Origin of the sequence: Caballeronia zhejiangensis (assembly GCF_022879815.1) — a bacterium.
Classification (GTDB): domain Bacteria; phylum Pseudomonadota; class Gammaproteobacteria; order Burkholderiales; family Burkholderiaceae; genus Caballeronia; species Caballeronia zhejiangensis.
In genome coordinates this window covers 292,486-309,143 of the sequence record NZ_CP084287.1, presented here as the reverse complement: position 1 = coordinate 309,143, position 16,658 = coordinate 292,486, and the positions used below count along the sequence as shown (strand labels likewise).

The window sequence follows — 16,658 nt, the reverse complement described above, 5'->3', positions numbered from 1 at the left end:
CGCGCTCATGTTCGTCGCCGGCGCGGCGGTTTCGCAGGAAAGTCATCTCACGCTGGACGACATTGACAAGCTCGCGCGCGCAAAGCTCGTCGACTCGATGCGGGGTCCGCAAGGTGGCCAAGGCGGGCCAGCAGCACCGGGCAACGGCGTTGGCCTTGCTTCGCCGCTCGGCGCGACGCCTGCGGCGGTGACGGCGGCCCCACCAGCCGCGCCCAAGTTTGAGCACAAGCCCAGTGTCCCGGCAAAGCGCGTCATTCCAGCGACCTTCGTTGGCGCGTATTCCGATATGTCGGGCTCCTACGTGCTGTATGACTATCAAGGCACGACTTATACCGCGCGCAGCGGTAGCCGCTTGCTCAACGGTTGGACCGTCGCCTCCATCGACGGCTTCACCGTCAATCTTGTCGACGGCAAGCGCCACTGGACAGAGACCATCGTTGCGCCGTCCGACGCGCCCGCCGCGATTCCGGACTCGCCAGCCGTCAGGGCGATCACCGATCTGTCATCGCCGCTTCCTCCGGGCGGCATCGCGTCGACGGCTTCCACCTTCGTACCGTTTGGGAAATAAGAAATGGGTCTTTTCGCACAAGAAGAGCAGGGCACGCGCGACGCTCCGCGTGGCGGCTTCCTGAAGCGGTTTCGCGCACCGCGCTCGAGCTTCATTGAGCCCGGCGTTACTGCGGAGCCGAAATTCGCCTCCGCAGCGCCTGTTTCCGGAAAACGGAAGCGGCGAGATAGCACTTCCGAAATGGCGGCGGAGCAAGCGACGTCGGTGAGCACGCGCGCGGTGAATCCCCAAGTCACGTTTCTCGGGCGCGCGCTGTCGGGGGGCGACATTGAGGACGTCGAGAGCACAGAGATTGGCGATGACTGGCACTCGCCGGCGCAGGCGGTGCCTGAGAAATTTGAAGCCCCGGTGCATGCGGCCGACGATGACGTGGCGTTTCGCCCGTTTGTCCCGCCCAGCTTCGAACGGCCCACCTTCGCGAGTATGTCTGCGGCGATGGCGGCCAGGGAGCACGGCGTGCAAGTGAATGGCGCAGCCTCGACAGCCGAGTCGGTGGGGGCCGCTGCCCAATCCAGCTACGCGCCGCAGCCTGAACCTCGGTCCATGGCCGCGCCGTCGGCAACACTTGCGGGGGATGCCGTCGCCGCGGACGATGCGCCTTCCGACACGCGCGGCGCGTCTGGTGCAAACGGGAGGCCGCTTGCGTTCGAGAAGCCAGCGGATGTCGCGCCTCAGCGGCCCATCGCCTCGGCCGAGAAAAAGTCGATGTCTGCGCCCACGATGGCAGAGCAGGAACAGCGAGCGGAAGACGAAGATCAGCCCATGGGCGGTGGATTGTCTTCCGGGCGGCCGGAACTCGTGTCGCCTGATTCACTTCCCGACTTTAAGCGCATTCTGACGGTAGCGGATGACGACGCGGCGCTGCGCATTCCGGCGGCCGCGCGCAAGGAGTTCGTTGCCGTTGAACTGCAACCGGGCGTGGCGATCACGGTGGCCACTGCAAGATTCGCGGAGAAGGCGCAGTGCGCAACCTTCATTAAGGATTTGGGCGCGAACGACATACTCGTGCGCGAGGAGATGATCGCGACCGATGCCGTAATCGCCGCAATCTACTCGGGTAAGGCCGCGGCGTCCGCGAACTCCACAGTTCGCGAAGCGAGCCGCGCGATCGGCAATTTCCGGGACATCGTTGAGGCCGCACACGCATACGGCGCGAGTGACATCCATTTTGAGCCACGTGAGTTTCACAACGAGGTCGAAGTCCGTTTTCGCGTGAACGGTGATATGTACACGTTCAGCCGCATGCCCAAGGCGATTGTGCGTCGAGCGCTGTTCGCCGCGTACAGCGATCTCGTTCAGCGCAACACGAACTCGGGCAACAGCTTCCAGCCGAGCGCGCCGCAGTCGGCGATGATTCCGCTGGTTGTCAAGACGGACACGGTCAACTTGCGCTGGCAGTCATCCCCGCTCGTTGGCGGCTATGACGTCACGCTGCGTCTGCTCGACGGCAACTTCAAGAACTATTCGGTGCTGCTGCCCAAAGACATGGGCCTGGAGAAGAGCCAGCTTGAGTTGATCGAAACGCTCAACTATGTCAGCGGCGGCATCACGGCGCTCACCGGCGAGACAGGTTCGGGCAAGACGACGACGCTGCGCGCTCTCTCGTACATGCTGCCGGATCGGGAACTCAAGAAACAGTTCGCAGTGAACGAGCCGTCCGAGTATCCGATGCCGTGGCTGTCGGACTACTCGATCATCCGCCGCCCGGACGAAACCGACGATGAAGCCAACCGCAAGTATGCGGAGGTGATCCGAACGCTAATGCGGCAGGACCCGGACGATTTGACCATTGGCGAAGTGCGCGACCGCGTCGTGATGGGCTTGGTGGCTGAACTGGCGCTAACCGGTCACCCAGTGCGATTCTCGCTGCACGCGGGCGACATCATCGCTGCCGTGATGCGTATGGCGGGAGGGCGACTGCAACTGCCGATCGACGAGCTCGCTTCCGAGGGGTTCATCAATGCAGTCGGCAATCAGAAGCTGATCCCGACGCTTTGCGAGCACTGCAAGCTGCCGGCGGAGGACGTCATGCCGAAGGCTGACCTTGAATTGCTGCGCACGAAGTTCGGCCTCGACACCTCGCGGATGGCGTGCCGCAACTACGACGGCTGCGAACACTGCCGGCTTAAAGGGCTTTTCACGCGCAACGGGAAGGTGGGGGGTGGCACCAAGCGCCCCTCGTTGGCGGCCGAGTTGTATCGCCCGACCCCGGAATTTCTGGAGCGTGTCGCCGAGCGCGATTGGGCCGGTGCGCGCGCAGTTTGGCGCGGGGCGCGTCGTACCGGGTTCGATAACGCTGATATGACTGGAAAGACGCTATATGAACATGCTCTTTTCAAGGCTTCGCGCGGTTTGATTGACCCACAATTCATCAATCGCTCGATGCAGTCGTTCGCGCAGTACCGCGTGATGCCCGGCGTCGATGGCTTGATGGTCTAAACCTGGTCCTCCATGATCACCACGTTCGCAAAGATGCTGCCCGTGCGGCAGCAGCTGGTCGTCGCGCGCTGGCAGTTTCAGAAAGTGCGCGAGGACTTTTACCGCGAGACGCGTCTCGATATCGCAGCGAAGGGACTGCGCAACACCGAGACCTTGTTCGACCGGCTTGAAACGTACGAGAAGCGCAGCCGTTCGCGAGGCAAGCTCGAGTGGCGTGTGTTCGCGCGCATCCGCGAGACGATGCAGCGCGGGGAAAGCTTCGCGCTTGCGATCAAGCCATTCGTCCCCGGCGACGAGTACGCGCTGCTCGACATCGCAGACGAGTCTTCGCGCCAAGATGCGGTCGTTCGCGGCTTCGAGCTCGCGGAAATGGCAGCAAAGGCCAAGCGCGTGTTGTCGTCGACCACCTCGGTGCAGATGGCCTATCCGGCGTTGCTGCTGGTCTATATGTACGCGTACTGCATGCTGTTTGGTGGGGTCATTTTCCCGCAGGTGCTTGACGTCCGGCCGCTCGACCAGTGGCCCGATCTTGGCCGGCTTCTCTATTACGTCGACACGTTCTGCTACGAGTACTGGTGGCTCACGCTCACGGCGATGATCGGCCTTGTGCTCGCATATTTTTCGAGCCTGAAACGCTGGGCGGGTCCGCTGCGCGACAAGTTCGATCGCATGCCGCTGCTCTGGCGTAATCGCCGCGACCTTCGCGCGGCGCTGCTCATTGTTTCGCTCGCGGGCCTGTTCGACTCAAACCTCACGCTGCGTGCGGCGTTGGACAGGCTTCTCAAGACAGCCGATCCATGGCTGCGCTGGCATTTGAAGATCATGGATCGACGCCTGACGGCTCGATCTGATGAGCCGATGCGCGCGCTCGACACTGGCATCTTTTCGGTCACGATCGTCGACACGATCACCGACGCTGCGGGCCGCGATCAGTTCGAAGCCGCTATCAAGAGTCTAGGCCGCGAGTCGCTCGATCGCGTCGTTGAAGCAGTCAAGCGCAACGCTCGAACGACGCACTTCATCCTGCTCGGCTTTGCCGCCGCACTGTTTTTGACCCTCGGCATTGGCTCATACGTCGTGACGGGTGCCGTCAACCTCACATCGGGGAATCCCGCCGCTTCAAGCTATTAAGGAAAAGCAAAATGACCAACGAACATAAGCAACCAGTCCAGATCGACCCGATCAAGGAGCGCCGGGCGCGCATCCTTAAAATTGCCCGTGCCAAGAAACAGTCGGGCGAGCTGTCGATGATCGAGGCAGGCGCGGTGATGGCTGGCGCTGCGTTGCTCGCGCTGGCTGTCTACGCGGGCGGCAAGTACGTGCTCGATCTGATCCATTCGTCCCAGTTCAAGAGCGAAGCACAGATGTTCCACACCGGGATCCTGAACGCGACGCAGAACGACGCCGATTTCTCCTCTGAAACGCTCACGGTGCTGGCGCAGAATCACGCCTTCGATTCCGCGGGATCGCGCGTCGCGTCGGACAAGTCAGCGGTCAAGGGCATGTTCAACGGCACGGTGACGGCTGCCGTCGGCACGCTCGTTACCTCGAATGATTCGTTGATTCTGACGTATCCCGTCACGTCGACGGTTTGCTCGCTGAGTGCGGCTGCGTTGATCACCGTCTACACGCAGGTGACTGTAAACGGCACAACGATCTTCTCGCCGACGGTCACGTTCAACCCGCAGACGGTCGCCACTGCATGCGCGTCGAACGGCGCGATGGCGTCGATGGGACTTTGGACCACCCGTACCTGATAGCGGACCGCCGACATGGGAAGCATTCTTGAGATGTTGATCGTCCTGGTCGGCGCGGCCTTGCTGACAGTACAGGGTATTAAGGAAGACATCGCTACCAAACGCCAGAATCTGCTGCAGATCGAAGGGCAGAACATTGCATCGATCAATTCGGCGCTCGGCAGCTACATCACCAACAACTACGCCTCGCTTATTCCAGTGGGGTATTCGCAGACGACTTCTACGCCCATCGCTGCGCCGACGCTGGCGCAACTGAGCGCGCAGTCGAACAACAAGGTCACGTTTAAGAACGGGCCGTTCTGGGGCGGCACTTACCAGATCGCGTTGGCCGTTGTGCCCGACAACTGCTCGACCGCTGCGGGGAACTGCCATATCGCCTCGCAAATCTATCCGAGCCTGCCGCTTATCAGCATGACCGACAAGACGGCCGACATCGCCGGCGCTGGTGTCATCGCTGCCGCAGGGGGAGCGCAGTTCGGCTACTCGACAAACCGCGCGCCGGCGACGGTCACCGGCATCCACGGCGGGTGGACATTGCCTAATCCAGTAGGCAGCAAGGCCGGGATGGTCCTCGCAATCAATGGATTTGGTGCGGACGGCAATTCGCCGTACTACCGCCGTGATGGCGCGCTCCCGCTGACCGGCACGATGAACGCCAGTAATCAGGACATGCAGAACGTCGGCAATGTCACGCTCGGCGCGAACAAGGTCTTGAAGTTGCAGGCGGGAAACAGCCTGCAGATCGACAACGGCGCGATGTACTACGGTGACAGCGTGAACGCAGCCGTGCGCACCAAGGGCAACCTCTATGTGCAGAACTATCAGGGAACGGGACCGGCCGGGCTTAACGTCGGGGATGTGAGCTCGTCAGGGACGGTCTCTGGCAACACCATCAACGGCAATGTTGCGAATATCAACTACACCGCCAGCAAGTGCAGCTGGAACGGAGTGACGATCCGCAACAACCTGATGTACGTGTGCAATAAGTGGGGAAACTGGGTAGGTGCGAGCACCTTAGTGAGCAACCAGTCGGCCGATGCCCAGTACAGCGGTTGGTATAACGGATGGGGTGTAACGCCTCCTTCATGCGGCCCCGGCGGCACCGCGTGGTATCGCATCACCCCGCAATCGCTGACGACCGACTATTCGAATCACAATCCACCGATCTCGGGCGCGCGTTACGCGATGGGGTGGAACGGCTCGCAGTGGGTGCTTCAAATTTATGACGTACTCGCCGACGGTGCAAACACACTTGTGCAAGATCAGCTTGGCCTGCAAGCGCAAATCGACGTTGGCTGCAACTACTCAAACCAATAAGAATATGAAGCGAATTAGGACAGCAATTTCGTTTGCGCTGATGGGGACGCTTAGCGGTGTGCTGACGGCTCCAGTCACCTCCAACGCGGAATGGGTCCAGAATCCCATCGGCGTTCCGCGTGCTCCCGGCTGCGACCCAGGGTATTCGTGGCAGAAGCTCGGTGTGCGATATCAATGCGCCACGCCCCAACCAAATTGCGCATACGGCTTTGCTAGTGGACCAGTCTGGACAGGGACAGCTTGGAGCTACTCCTGTAATGTACCGCCACCGCCAGCGTGCCCGAGCGGCACTACTCAGACGGCTGCTCCATCGTGGAACGGCGCGGCGTGGGTCGGACAGAACTGCCAACCGGCTAACCCGCAGACAGGCAATCCCGAGCAAGCGTGCCGGGCCTATGTAACGCAGCAACTCGGATTTTGGCCTGGGTGGGGCCAACAGAATTCGGTTTTTAATGACGGCACAAACACTACCTATATTACCAATACGTACAACACGTCCTTCAACACTTACCAGTACGCGATGTGCAGCGCAAATAACAGCACCGGCGCCGTCACTGGCTACGATGTGCAGGGCTATGGCGACACCGCGGGCTCGGGCGGTTGAGGGCGATCGTTGGCATTAAAAACGCCTCGGAGCTTTCCCCGGGGTGTTTCTTCCAGCCTTGCAAACAATAAAAAAGCCGCCAGATCGACTGGCGGCTTTGGTTTTTCTGCGAAGCTCCTTTGTTAGCCGACGATGTTGCCGGTCGTGAAGCTGAATGTACGCGAGAATGCGACGCCGTTAATCGTACCCGTGAGCGAGACCGTGTATTGCGAGTTCGGGGACAACGGCGTGGTCGGGTATGCAACGCCCATCCACGACGGAAGAATCTTATTCGGGTCTTTGGCCGAATCGAGAACCTGCAAGGCGATCACGTGCGACGACGAATCCGTCATCGTGCCTGATTGCATAACGATGGTGTCAGTCGGGTTGCCCGCAACAGCGACCGGCGTGCCCCAATTGCCGGAAGTTGCAGGCGGGACCGGGGTTTCTCCGCCAGCCGAGTATGCAACACCAGTCGTTCCTTGGCAGGGGAACGTCAAAGGCGCGTTGGTCGTGACCTGCTGATAGTTCGTCAGATTCAGAGCGTAATATTCCTCCGGGAAACCGTTATAGGTCGTGGCGACCTTTCCAATGCCGACCGTGTTCGTAGGCGACGCAGCAATCATGATGTGATACACGCCCGAAATCAGGCCATAGACAGCTTGCTGACCATATTGTGTTTCTGTCCACGTGGCGGGCGTATAGAAGCCACCTGACACTCCGACCGATCCGTTGGTCGCCGTATATCCGAAATGGGCTGCGCGGTCAGTGAAATTCACGCCAGTAAAGCCGGGATTACCCGCAACTTCGGTATCCGTAAACACGTTGTTCGTTGCGAGATACTGCGCGTGTGCCGCCGTCGCCTGATCGAGCGCGGTGTTTTCCTGGAGGGCAGGGAAGCCGCATTGCTGGCGCTGTTGGTTGAGCAGGTTGAACGCTGCCAGATGGAAGCTGTCAGCCGGGTACTGAGGCGTGGTCAGATTCGCCGGATTGGTGGGAGTTGCGGGCGTGCTGGCACCGCTTGCCGGGGCCGCGGGCGACGCATCGCCGCCGCCACCGCCACCGCCGCAAGCCGCGACCAAAAGCGATGCAGCGATCGCGGCCATCGAGAGTTTGGAGTTGTTCTGAATCGTCATTTGTTGTTTCCGATCTAGTTATTGCAGTCGCCCCCGCGATCTGCTTACTTTCATCTTATCGAGCGGTGTTCGAAGTCAAGGCGACTCGGAAGTCCGCCGCGAAACCGCTTTCCTCGTTGGCAAATTGCCGTTGGCCAAACGGCGGCGCAGGCATTGTAATACCCAGTAACGGGTTGAAATTCGGCACCGTTGTTTGGTCGCAACCGTTTGCTACTAGTGTTTGGCGCGGGCGCGGAAATGCTTCAGCCGCAAGGCGATGAAAACGACGCCGAGCACCGCAGCAACGGCGACGGGCTGTGTCGCGCCGACGGAAGAGAGGAGTGCGGTGCCGCCCCAAAGAAGAATGAGAAAAGTCGCGATCGCGCCAAATGCTTTGCTTTTCGACACGGCCGCGAACTGCCTCCGGCCTGAGCCGAAACTTTGCGCGAAGCGAATGTTGCTTTGCTCAAGGTCGAAGGCCTCCTGCGACCGCGCGGTTGCGCGATCTGAGCGGTAGTGCCGTTCGTACCGTTGGAAGCGCGAGTCGCCGCGGCCTTGTAACCATGCCGCGACGCTGTCGCGAAAGAGGTAAGCGAAGTCCTGCATGGCTCAATGCGTCACGTCGGAGTGAAATTCGATCGCGCCGACCGCATCGGCAATGCACTGACCATCGGCTTCGCCGTAATACGCGCCGGTTTGAAGGTCCAGCCAGCCAAACTGCACCCGGCCGTCGCGCGAGAAAACGACGAGGCCAGCCTCGACGCTAAACTGTTCGGACATCAATCGAGCTCCCTCCAATGTGGTTAAACGCTACTCGGTCTTCGACTTTGCCTGCTTTTTGGCGGAGCGCGTCTTCAGGCTGTAGCTGCATCCCGGACAGAAAAAGTCCTTCGCCAATTCGATCCTTCCTTGCTCGTTGGAGAGGATGTACTCGGTCTTACACGTCCGGCACGGGGTCATCGTTAGCCGGGAGTGGATCGCCATCGCTCGGGTGAGGTGGATTGCGCGGTCGGGGCTAATGACCAACTCTTTGCCGAACATCTTCTCGGCGACGTCGATTGAGGCGATAAGCGCCTCAGGGATGTTGCCTCCGTTGGCGAGCGCCGCTCGGTAAAGCCATGCCAAGAACGTTCCCTGCAGGCGATGTGTCGGGTGCTCGACGTACCAGATAAGCGACGTCGGGTTGCAGCCGCACGGTGAACTGACGCCGTGGATCTCTCTGTAGGTGTTCCGTGCTTTTGTTGCGTTCAGCGTGAACAAATTGGTCGCAGTTGCAGCGCGGCAGCCCTGCGTCATAAGCGCCCGCGCGTAGACATCGCGTTGAGCCCGGTCGAGCCGGAGTTCCGACCACGCGTGCTTGAATGGCAAGGTGGACGGCGGGAGCTGCGCAGTACGCATGAGGTAATGGGCGACCGCTTCGTTTGACAGCCATCCCGTGCGGTATTCGGTCCAAAACATGTTGTCGTCGAACCGCCATCTATAGAGCGGGAACTTGATTGCGCCGATCGCCGATTGGATGCGACGCATCGGCAGCCCTTTGAGGTAGTGCGCCAGTTCGAGCGAGAGACCTAGCAGCGGTGCCGCCAGGACGTTCATGTGCAGCACATCTTTCAGCAGCGTCACATACGCGCTGTTGTTGTGAAATATGTCGCGGCCGGTCATGCCATCGACTTCGGGCATCTTTTCCGTTAGTTCTTCCACCTTTCGGGAACGCAGGACGCCGTTGACGAACGTGTCCCAGTCTCTGGGGTCCGGCAGGGTAGGGGACAACGCGAGGAACGGCATGTTCATGAGCGTCGCCTTCGGATCGGCGTGCGTGTCGAACAGTTCCATATTGTCCAGCGATAGGCCCAGCACGCCTTCCGCGTGGGGATACCGCGCAAGCACCTTGTGCATCGCGTCAGTAAGCGAATAGTTTTCGCGCTGGATCTTTTCGGCCAGGAAGGCCGGTAACGCGATGTTGGTCTCAATCGCGTCCAGAGTATTTTTTGACATTGTCGTTATCAGTTTTTCTGTCATCCTGTGCGCCTCACGGCGCACGGCCACGTGGTCGGTCTTAGCCGTTTTTACTTAGCAAGCCATGCGTCGAGTTCGCTCTGCGATTTGCGCATCATCGCGGACAACGTCTGCAGGATCGTGCGATGCTCGGCAGGGCTGTCGCATGCCTGGACGGCCAGTTGCGCTGCGGTGAGCTTTCCAGCGAACGACTCAAACGCGGCGGAGACGCCTTCCATCGTCTTTTGCACCTTTTCCGCAGCGGCGAGCGCAGCCTTGGCTTTCTCGCGGTTCTTCTCGACCTCGGTTACTTCTTGCTTGAGTGCGTCCAAGGCTTGCGTCGTCTTCTTGAATTCGGCTGTTTTGGCCTCCAACGCTTCCGACAGCGATGAGAATCCGGGAGGAGTGACAAGAACCTCCTTCACCTGAACTTCCGGCTTCTTGTTCATGACCTCGTCGAGCAGGCGGGCGATCTCCCTATCTTTGTCTGCGAGGTCTTTCTGCATGTCGCTCATCCCCGCCGTGCGGCGGTTGTAGAGGTCGTCCAGGCCGTCCAGTTGCTGCTGCTTTGCAGCCAGTGCACGGGCCTTGGTGTCGAGTTCGTCCTTAAGGTGCTGCGCCTCGCGCTGCGCAAGGTCGAGTGCGGTCTTGGTGTCCTCAAGGACGGACGTGACGTTGTCTACTTGCTTTTGGCTATCAACGAGCGCTTTTTCTTGCTTCTGCAACGCGTCGAGCAGCTTCTTCACGTCTGCGCGCTTCATGTCGGGCGTGCTTTTTTTCGCCAGCATGATCTCGTTGATCTGTGCGTCGGTGACGTGTGCTGCGGCCAGCATATCGAGCTCGCCGACATTAAAGATACGGATAGCCTCTTCGTTGTTACCAAAGCGTTCCCAGCACCGCATGTACTGGCGGGCTGCCGATTCCTTGATCTTCAGCGAGTTCTCGAAGAAGTCGTACGCCATGCGCGCCGCTTTCCGGTGGATCGAAACCGTGTCGCCGCCTTTCGCCACCAGATTGTTACGAATGAGGTAGTGGGAGTGGAAAAGCTGATTGCCGAGCGCAATCATCTCTGCGGAGATGCGCTCCCGGGACTCGGAGACGGCCATCATCGAGTCCGTCAGTCTCGCGACGAGCTCGTCCTCTCCGCCAAAGGATTCCTTAGCGGCTTTCTCGATGGTGGCCCGTGTGACTCCTTTGTTATCGTCGCGCGGGACGATGAAGTCGGACATGGAATCGTCACCGAACGGAACCGGCAGACTGTGATTGAACTTATTCGGAACGTTTCCGGACGTCTCGCCTGACAGCATTTCTTCTCTCCGTTGTGTGCAGCGCTGACCAACGCTGCCTTGCATGAGCGGGGCTCTCACCCCCCGCGACCTATCGAACGACCGATCGCCTAAGTAACCAATCGTAAATTCTTCGTTACACCTTCTGAGGGCGGAAAGACGCATATTTCACCCCCTCTTTCACACCAATCCGTGCGAACAAAAGCCCCACAAGCTGAGGTAAGCAATCGTTTAACGGTTCAGATATGTAACACTTTAATGTTTCTGTGGAAGACCTTTCCTAATCTATGGCTTGATTTCGGTCGAAAATTCTGGTTGGGTCGCCACCCGAGCCTTGTGGTCAGTAAGGGCCGTTGTTGAGGTGTCGGCGTACATCAGCACGGCGCCCGTGGCGCGACGGACGTCCACCGGCGATCTTTCTTTGCACGAATCGCGCTTATGCCGCAGCCAGTAGGGCAGGTCGTTAAGCGAGAACAGATCAGTCGGCAGGTCCCGGTGGAGCACCGCCGTGGGCGATGTGAAAACGCCCGCGCCAGCAACCGGCCACATACCAGGCAGTTGTTCGCGAAGAAATCGGAGCTTGGTCCGGTTCTGCGCTATTGGCGAGCGCCTATCCTCGGTTTCACCGTTGTGCGAAGTTCGGGTCAGATTGCCGGGCAACACTGACGGGGCAATGTGCCCTGACCAGTTCTTGGTCTCGAAGATGAAGATGCCGAAGGGCGTAACCGCAAGGTGATCGATCTCTGCCGTTGGAAAGGCCGTCCCCGACGCGTGCTCGATGACCAACGGACCATCGTGCAGATAAAACTCGTCGCCGCACAGCCAGGGGAGGGTTTCACGCAGCTTTGCCTGCGTCGCAACCTCGCCAGCAGCGCCGATCGCGTCCGCCGAACGTGGCGCTGTGCGCGCCAGATGCGAAGTGCGCGGGCGACGCCGTCCTTTGCACCGTCTATATAAGTAATAACCGCCGACGGCGATCAGTATTTTGATAAGCATGTGCTGGCTCCCTGATTTGCATGCTCCAAGGATGGCAGCGCCTGCGCGAAGTCAAGGCTGCGGGGTCCGGTCACCGATGCGTCGAAAAAGCGAAAGGCGGTATGAAATCGGGAGCTTTCAAAGGCACGCACCTCGCCGGCAGGGCGTAAATTCGCTCCTATCCCCGCGTCCACGACGCATCGACCCGAGTTGCGCACGCCGACAGGCCGCGCGCTCGCATCCACTTTCCCCTGCTGCGAGCTGCTTCCGCCACGTCTTCATTGAGCCGTGACGAAAGCGTCTCTCCGCGCGCCATTTTTCCCTGCTCACCCGAGCATCGAAAATCATCCAGCGCTGTATGGCTGGACATCCCCTAGTGCGTCTTTTTCTGGAGAGAAAAATGCCGAAGCAGTTGGTTATGAAGGCGATGAAATCGCCCGGCTGGTTGGTCGCTGTTTGCTTTGCCCTGTGGTTTGCAGCGCATTCGTTCTTCGCCTTTCTGTTTGTTTCTGCCACCGTCGCTGTCTGGATCAAGAGATCCATCAAGGCGGCGCTGAAAGAGGAGAAAGCTGAGGATTCGAAGGCGCCCGCGCACGCCGTTGTCGCTCCGGCTCCTGCCGACGCCAACGTCACGCCCATCAAACGTCAGTACGCCAAGTCCGCAGTGGTCGTTCCACTTAAGACAGGCACCGACGCCTAGTCGCTACGCCTGAATGTCAAGACTGCCCGCACGGGCGGTCTTGACCCCTCACCCCAACGGGAAACCATCCCGTTGCGGGCATGGGTTCCCGTTCATCCGGAGATCCCCATGCAAGCAGAAGTAGCCGCATGGCAACTGGACATGTTCGGCGCTCCTGAAGCGCCGGTCACACGTGCCCAGCCCAAGCCCGATCCGCTGCCCGATCCGCACCTGTGGAGCGAGGCGGTCAAAGACAAAATGGTCGACGCGTTGATCAGTCTGGCGACTGACAGCAGGCGCGGCGACAACATGCCCGAGTCGTTGATGGACTGCGCTGTACTGTTCAGCGAGCGACTCAAAAACAGAAAGAAGATGGAACTCGAAGACTACCGAGCGACGCTCGGCTGGGTCATGGAGTTCTGGAGCGGGGCGCTGCCGTATCGGTTTGTCTGCCAGATCAACGGCGTCGATCCCGAGATCTTGCAAGACGTCATCCTGAGCAACCCTTTGCTCAAGCGCGACATGGAAGAAGTGCGTCGCGAGTGCTTCGGCACGCTGATCTAGGAGGCCGACGATGAGCACATCAACATTCGGCCGGCTGCTGGGAACGCTCTTCGGCGTGCAGCCCGCGACGCAGCCTCGGAATCGCTACTCCGTAAATCAACCATCCCCCGTCGAAGTCGGGAAAGGCGGAGCCAACGAGCGGCACATCGCGATCGCTGGTCAACCAATGCTCTTTCGCGACGAGGGCGATGTGGTCGTGCAGTTTCGCCCGGCGTTCGACTATGAGCTACGGCCAACCGCCGTCGGAATGAAGCTGATACCGGCGCTCGCTCCGCACTGGGAAGTGCTGCGTGAGCACAAGGGGCCACTGACAGAGGCGATTGCCGCTGCCGTCAGGGACGCTCACCCGACAGAGGCGCATCCCGAGCGTTCAGTTGCGGCAACCCGCCCAGCCGCTGCGAGCGACGCGCGACCGACAAGACAAATCGTCGAGAGCGTAGCGCCGTCGCTAGCGCGGGCCGCCGAGCCATCGCATCGGCCCAGTGAGCGCGCGCGGTATGGCGTGCTGAAAGAGTGGGGCGAGAAGGAGTTCCCCGACGGCAAACGACCGGGGCGGACCTACGAATCGTTCTGCATCACGCTCGAGCACCGTACAGGTGTGGACGTGCTGCAAGGCGAGGGTCTTCGCGACGCGATCGCTGAAGCGCACTGCAAAGTCGGCGATCGCATAGAGGTTAGGCGCCTTGGGAAGATCAAGGTACCTGCCGTCGATAAACGTGGCCGACCCAAGCTCGATGCCAGCGGCGCTCAAGTGCTGTGGGACAAGTGGCTTTGGTCTATTTCCAAGAAATCTTAAAGGAGCTTTTTTATGGCATCAGTAAACAAGGTCATCCTCGTGGGCAACCTCGGAGCCGACCCGGAAACGCGTCACCTGCCGAGCGGCGATGCGGTCGCAAACATTCGACTGGCAACGACGGATCGCTACAAGGACAAGGCCTCGGGCGAAATGAAGGAGCAGACCGAGTGGCATCGTGTTTCGTTCTTCGGCCGATTGGCTGAGATCGTCAACGAGTACCTCAAGAAGGGCTCGTCGGTGTACATCGAAGGCAGAATCCGCACGCGAAAGTGGACGGACCAGGCCGGGCAGGAGCGGTATTCGACCGAGATCGTAGCTGAGCAGATGCAGATGCTCGGCGGCCGCGCCTCAGGCGACCGTTCGTCGAACGACGGTTTCGAAAGTCAGCGCCCCGCGCGTCAGGAACGGTCGCCGCAGCCGCGATCGAGTAACCCTGCGCCGGCGAATCGCGAACCGCAATCGACTTCGTATGGTGGAGGCGGTGGGTTTGATGACATGGATGACATTCCCTTCAACGCTTACCTAACCCGACGCGAGTGGGCTGCGATCTGATCCCGTAACGTCTCACCTCGCTTCCTGTTTCTCCTCACCTTCGTTGCTTCGTCGAACCGGAAACGGTCGGCGAAGCCGCGGAGCGTGTCTTTCGCGCGGCCGGTCCTTATTCCGTCGCAATCCCCGCTTTCCGATTTCCCTGCTGAAAAAAGCCGCCCGTCGCTTTCGCCTCACCCGGCGAGGCGGACGGCTTTTTTGAGCACGGTTTCACCGCCTGTTCAGGCATCGACCTCAACCACCCCAAACTGGAGTGAACAATGAATGTAAAGGACATCAAGCTGTCCCCGGAACAGTGGCTTGCGTTGCTCCAGAAGTACGGAGTGCCCGCGAGTTCGCTGACCGGGAAGGGCGCGCCCTGTCCCATCTGCGGCGGAAACGACCGCTTTACCTATGACAACAACCGTGGCCGTGGCGACTGGGTTTGCCGCAAGTGCAACGACGGCGACCGTAAGGCCGGCGACGGTTTCGAGCTGATCTGCAAGTCCGCGGGACTGACGTTCCGCGAATTGATGATCGAACTCGAAGGAGGGAGTCTTGCGGACGCTCGCAGAACTCGCGAACGGCCAGACGCGCCCGCGCCGGGCCGAAAGGTCGATCCCGAGTGGGCGAAGAAGCGCCTCGACTCGATGTGGGATCGGGCGACGCTCGTCGGGTCCGATGGCCTCGTGCCCCGCTACCTGCGCGAGCGCGTGCCGGGTCTGACGGCACCGCCGTCTCCGGCGCTGCGCATGGGGATGCTCGACTACTGGCACGAGAAGAAAGTCATCGGGCAGTGGCCGGGCATCATCGCGCGCTTCACGCTGCCGGACGGCCGTCTGGGGACGCTGCATCGCACGTTCCTTGAACGCTCGAAGCCAGTCAAGGCGTCCATCGTTACTAACGATGGCGAGATTCTCCCGGCCAAGCTGAACGACGTGACGCTTCATAAGCTCAACGGCGGCGCAGTCCGGCTGATGGAACCTGTCGATGGTGAAATCGGCGTCGCGGAAGGTCTCGAGACGGCATACGCCGCGCACATGCTCTTTGGTGTGCCGGTCTGGTATTGCCTGAATCGCATCCTTCTTGCGGATTTCGTTGTGCCAGAGGGCCTTGGCATTCGTGTGGTTCATATCTACGCCGACTTCGATGCTGTCGATCCACGTACCGGGAAGTCACCGGGCGTCGACGCGGCGTTGAAGCTGGCCAAGCGCCTCCGCGCTGAAGGGTACACGGCTATGGTTCATCGGCCGAAAAAGCGGGAGACCGACTTCGCAGACGAGTGGTGTGCGTCTCACCGTGCGCACGCGCCGACCTCTGCAGTGGTAGTGCGCCGCGATTTGCGCGAACCACTGCGTGTTTGATTCTTGGCGGCATTGAGGCCGCTAACAGTAACTTTCGCCCGGTGGGGATTCGTCCCCACTGGGGCCGCAATCCGCCCGAGCTTTTCCAATGGAGAAGAGGAAATGAGCTTTAGCATGATTGTTGGCCGGTATGAGATTGTGGCAACGTCCGGTGTCGAGAACGGCTCGGTCAGAGTAGGGAAGTCCGAGGCGGAAGCCTACGACGTGATCGACCGCAAACGAGGTGGTCATGCCCGGCTGGAGAAGCAGGGCGTCACGCTGGACACTGCTTGGTTTTACTGCATTCGTCGACAGGCGAGCGCACAAGGTGTATCTCTGCTGCATTGATACCCCCTGAAGACAAAAGCCCCGACCGTTTGGTCGGGGCTTTTTTGTTTGGCGGCCAGTAGTCAGCGACTACTTGTAGCGCACGACGTACCACAAACGCCACCTTAGGACGAAAAACGTGATCTTCAGGAACGGAACGAGGATGCCAGTTGCCCAACACATAATGAACGCACTGGACCCGATCACCACCTGAGTGAAGCCGCTCTTCGGCAGGTAGGCACAAACCCACATCACGAAGAAAGACGCCATCACGATGATGATGCGTCGCGTGAAAAATGGCAGCGCCATGAACTTAGCGTACATCATCGGCTCCTTCGGCTGAGCGGGACCAGGCGCGATGAAACAGAGAAGCTGCCTCCCACGCA

18 protein-coding genes are annotated in these 16,658 nt (G+C 60.1%); 11 read left to right on the top strand and 7 right to left on the bottom strand.

The annotated features are described in order from the left end of the window. Nucleotides 1-7: 7 nt before the first annotated feature. The 5 genes from LDZ23_RS31145 (at nucleotide 8) to LDZ23_RS31125 (ending at nucleotide 6,081) form a co-directional block, all read left to right on the top strand. A complete protein-coding gene (locus tag LDZ23_RS31145; RefSeq protein WP_244808828.1) occupies nucleotides 8-568 on the top strand; it encodes a hypothetical protein in 561 nt (186 codons plus the stop codon). A 720-nt stretch (nucleotides 569-1,288) separates the two neighbouring features. Beyond that, nucleotides 1,289-3,007, top strand: a complete 1,719-nt coding sequence (locus tag LDZ23_RS31140) for a GspE/PulE family protein (RefSeq protein ID WP_244808860.1) — start codon at nucleotides 1,289-1,291, stop codon at nucleotides 3,005-3,007. Nucleotides 3,008-3,019: 12 nt separating this feature from the next. Continuing rightward, nucleotides 3,020-4,138: a type II secretion system F family protein gene (locus tag LDZ23_RS31135; RefSeq protein ID WP_244808827.1), complete on the top strand. Its 1,119-nt coding sequence runs from the start codon at nucleotides 3,020-3,022 to the stop codon at nucleotides 4,136-4,138. An 11-nt stretch (nucleotides 4,139-4,149) separates the two neighbouring features. After that, nucleotides 4,150-4,764 carry a type 4 pilus major pilin gene (locus LDZ23_RS31130; RefSeq protein ID WP_025527611.1) on the top strand — a complete coding sequence of 205 codons (615 nt, stop codon included), beginning with the start codon at nucleotides 4,150-4,152 and terminating at the stop codon, nucleotides 4,762-4,764. A gap of 15 nt (nucleotides 4,765-4,779) precedes the next feature. Next, the gene (locus tag LDZ23_RS31125) at nucleotides 4,780-6,081 is read left to right on the top strand and encodes a hypothetical protein (RefSeq protein ID WP_244808826.1); all 1,302 of its coding nucleotides are present in this window, start codon (nucleotides 4,780-4,782) and stop codon (nucleotides 6,079-6,081) included. Nucleotides 6,082-6,807: 726 nt separating this feature from the next. On the opposite strand, the gene LDZ23_RS31120 is transcribed toward LDZ23_RS31125, so the two are convergent. The 6 genes from LDZ23_RS31120 to LDZ23_RS31095 all read right to left on the bottom strand — a co-directional run bounded on the left by LDZ23_RS31120 (nucleotide 6,808) and on the right by LDZ23_RS31095 (nucleotide 12,056). After that, nucleotides 6,808-7,800 (bottom strand): CAP domain-containing protein, encoded by a 993-nt coding sequence (locus tag LDZ23_RS31120; RefSeq protein ID WP_244808825.1) that lies wholly within the window; start codon nucleotides 7,798-7,800, stop codon nucleotides 6,808-6,810. Nucleotides 7,801-8,013: 213 nt separating this feature from the next. Continuing rightward, nucleotides 8,014-8,385, bottom strand: a complete 372-nt coding sequence (locus tag LDZ23_RS31115) for a hypothetical protein (RefSeq protein WP_244808824.1) — start codon at nucleotides 8,383-8,385, stop codon at nucleotides 8,014-8,016. A gap of 3 nt (nucleotides 8,386-8,388) precedes the next feature. Continuing rightward, on the bottom strand, nucleotides 8,389-8,559 hold the full coding sequence (locus tag LDZ23_RS31110) for a hypothetical protein (protein ID WP_244808823.1): 171 nt from the start codon (nucleotides 8,557-8,559) through the stop codon (nucleotides 8,389-8,391). Nucleotides 8,560-8,589: 30 nt separating this feature from the next. Further along, nucleotides 8,590-9,798 carry a FlhC family transcriptional regulator gene (locus LDZ23_RS31105; RefSeq protein WP_244808822.1) on the bottom strand — a complete coding sequence of 403 codons (1,209 nt, stop codon included), beginning with the start codon at nucleotides 9,796-9,798 and terminating at the stop codon, nucleotides 8,590-8,592. 47 nt (nucleotides 9,799-9,845) lie between these two features. Beyond that, nucleotides 9,846-11,081: a hypothetical protein gene (locus LDZ23_RS31100; protein WP_244808821.1), complete on the bottom strand. Its 1,236-nt coding sequence runs from the start codon at nucleotides 11,079-11,081 to the stop codon at nucleotides 9,846-9,848. 264 nt (nucleotides 11,082-11,345) lie between these two features. Beyond that, a complete protein-coding gene (locus tag LDZ23_RS31095; protein WP_244808820.1) occupies nucleotides 11,346-12,056 on the bottom strand; it encodes a nuclease-related domain-containing protein in 711 nt (236 codons plus the stop codon). Nucleotides 12,057-12,435: 379 nt separating this feature from the next. On the opposite strand from LDZ23_RS31095, the gene LDZ23_RS31090 reads away from it, so the two are divergent. From LDZ23_RS31090 to LDZ23_RS31065, 6 genes are all read left to right on the top strand, one after another. Further along, on the top strand, nucleotides 12,436-12,735 hold the full coding sequence (locus LDZ23_RS31090) for a hypothetical protein (protein WP_244808819.1): 300 nt from the start codon (nucleotides 12,436-12,438) through the stop codon (nucleotides 12,733-12,735). Between the two features lie 108 nt (nucleotides 12,736-12,843). Beyond that, the gene (locus LDZ23_RS31085) at nucleotides 12,844-13,278 is read left to right on the top strand and encodes a hypothetical protein (protein WP_045463669.1); all 435 of its coding nucleotides are present in this window, start codon (nucleotides 12,844-12,846) and stop codon (nucleotides 13,276-13,278) included. 10 nt (nucleotides 13,279-13,288) lie between these two features. Then, nucleotides 13,289-14,074, top strand: a complete 786-nt coding sequence (locus LDZ23_RS31080; RefSeq protein ID WP_244808818.1) for a hypothetical protein — start codon at nucleotides 13,289-13,291, stop codon at nucleotides 14,072-14,074. A 12-nt stretch (nucleotides 14,075-14,086) separates the two neighbouring features. Beyond that, nucleotides 14,087-14,626 carry a single-stranded DNA-binding protein gene (locus tag LDZ23_RS31075; protein WP_244808817.1) on the top strand — a complete coding sequence of 180 codons (540 nt, stop codon included), beginning with the start codon at nucleotides 14,087-14,089 and terminating at the stop codon, nucleotides 14,624-14,626. A 257-nt stretch (nucleotides 14,627-14,883) separates the two neighbouring features. After that, nucleotides 14,884-15,966 (top strand): primase-helicase zinc-binding domain-containing protein, encoded by a 1,083-nt coding sequence (locus tag LDZ23_RS31070; RefSeq protein WP_244808816.1) that lies wholly within the window; start codon nucleotides 14,884-14,886, stop codon nucleotides 15,964-15,966. Between the two features lie 102 nt (nucleotides 15,967-16,068). Then, a complete protein-coding gene (locus tag LDZ23_RS31065; RefSeq protein WP_035968637.1) occupies nucleotides 16,069-16,293 on the top strand; it encodes a hypothetical protein in 225 nt (74 codons plus the stop codon). 69 nt (nucleotides 16,294-16,362) lie between these two features. Here LDZ23_RS31065 and LDZ23_RS31060 read toward each other — a convergent pair whose 3' ends face one another. Beyond that, entirely contained in the window at nucleotides 16,363-16,596 is a 234-nt protein-coding gene (locus LDZ23_RS31060; RefSeq protein ID WP_244808815.1) for a hypothetical protein, read from the bottom strand. Nucleotides 16,597-16,658 lie beyond the last annotated feature (62 nt).

What these genes read in the sequence shown, in the direction of transcription:
- LDZ23_RS31130 (WP_025527611.1), top strand. Translation starts at nt 4,150, where the DNA reads ATGACCAACGAACATAAGCAACCAGTCCAGATCGACCCGATCAAGGAG.
- LDZ23_RS31135 (WP_244808827.1), top strand. Translation starts at nt 3,020, where the DNA reads ATGATCACCACGTTCGCAAAGATGCTGCCCGTGCGGCAGCAGCTGGTC.
- LDZ23_RS31080 (WP_244808818.1), top strand. Translation starts at nt 13,289, where the DNA reads ATGAGCACATCAACATTCGGCCGGCTGCTGGGAACGCTCTTCGGCGTG.
- LDZ23_RS31105 (WP_244808822.1), bottom strand. Translation starts at nt 9,798, where the DNA reads ATGACAGAAAAACTGATAACGACAATGTCAAAAAATACTCTGGACGCG.
- LDZ23_RS31090 (WP_244808819.1), top strand. Translation starts at nt 12,436, where the DNA reads ATGCCGAAGCAGTTGGTTATGAAGGCGATGAAATCGCCCGGCTGGTTG.
- LDZ23_RS31095 (WP_244808820.1), bottom strand. Translation starts at nt 12,056, where the DNA reads ATGCTTATCAAAATACTGATCGCCGTCGGCGGTTATTACTTATATAGA.
- LDZ23_RS31115 (WP_244808824.1), bottom strand. Translation starts at nt 8,385, where the DNA reads ATGCAGGACTTCGCTTACCTCTTTCGCGACAGCGTCGCGGCATGGTTA.
- LDZ23_RS31060 (WP_244808815.1), bottom strand. Translation starts at nt 16,596, where the DNA reads ATGTACGCTAAGTTCATGGCGCTGCCATTTTTCACGCGACGCATCATC.
- LDZ23_RS31145 (WP_244808828.1), top strand. Translation starts at nt 8, where the DNA reads ATGTTCGTCGCCGGCGCGGCGGTTTCGCAGGAAAGTCATCTCACGCTG.
- LDZ23_RS31075 (WP_244808817.1), top strand. Translation starts at nt 14,087, where the DNA reads ATGGCATCAGTAAACAAGGTCATCCTCGTGGGCAACCTCGGAGCCGAC.
- LDZ23_RS31065 (WP_035968637.1), top strand. Translation starts at nt 16,069, where the DNA reads ATGAGCTTTAGCATGATTGTTGGCCGGTATGAGATTGTGGCAACGTCC.
- LDZ23_RS31125 (WP_244808826.1), top strand. Translation starts at nt 4,780, where the DNA reads ATGGGAAGCATTCTTGAGATGTTGATCGTCCTGGTCGGCGCGGCCTTG.
- LDZ23_RS31070 (WP_244808816.1), top strand. Translation starts at nt 14,884, where the DNA reads ATGAATGTAAAGGACATCAAGCTGTCCCCGGAACAGTGGCTTGCGTTG.
- LDZ23_RS31140 (WP_244808860.1), top strand. Translation starts at nt 1,289, where the DNA reads ATGGCAGAGCAGGAACAGCGAGCGGAAGACGAAGATCAGCCCATGGGC.
- LDZ23_RS31120 (WP_244808825.1), bottom strand. Translation starts at nt 7,800, where the DNA reads ATGACGATTCAGAACAACTCCAAACTCTCGATGGCCGCGATCGCTGCA.
- LDZ23_RS31100 (WP_244808821.1), bottom strand. Translation starts at nt 11,081, where the DNA reads ATGCTGTCAGGCGAGACGTCCGGAAACGTTCCGAATAAGTTCAATCAC.
- LDZ23_RS31085 (WP_045463669.1), top strand. Translation starts at nt 12,844, where the DNA reads ATGCAAGCAGAAGTAGCCGCATGGCAACTGGACATGTTCGGCGCTCCT.
- LDZ23_RS31110 (WP_244808823.1), bottom strand. Translation starts at nt 8,559, where the DNA reads ATGTCCGAACAGTTTAGCGTCGAGGCTGGCCTCGTCGTTTTCTCGCGC.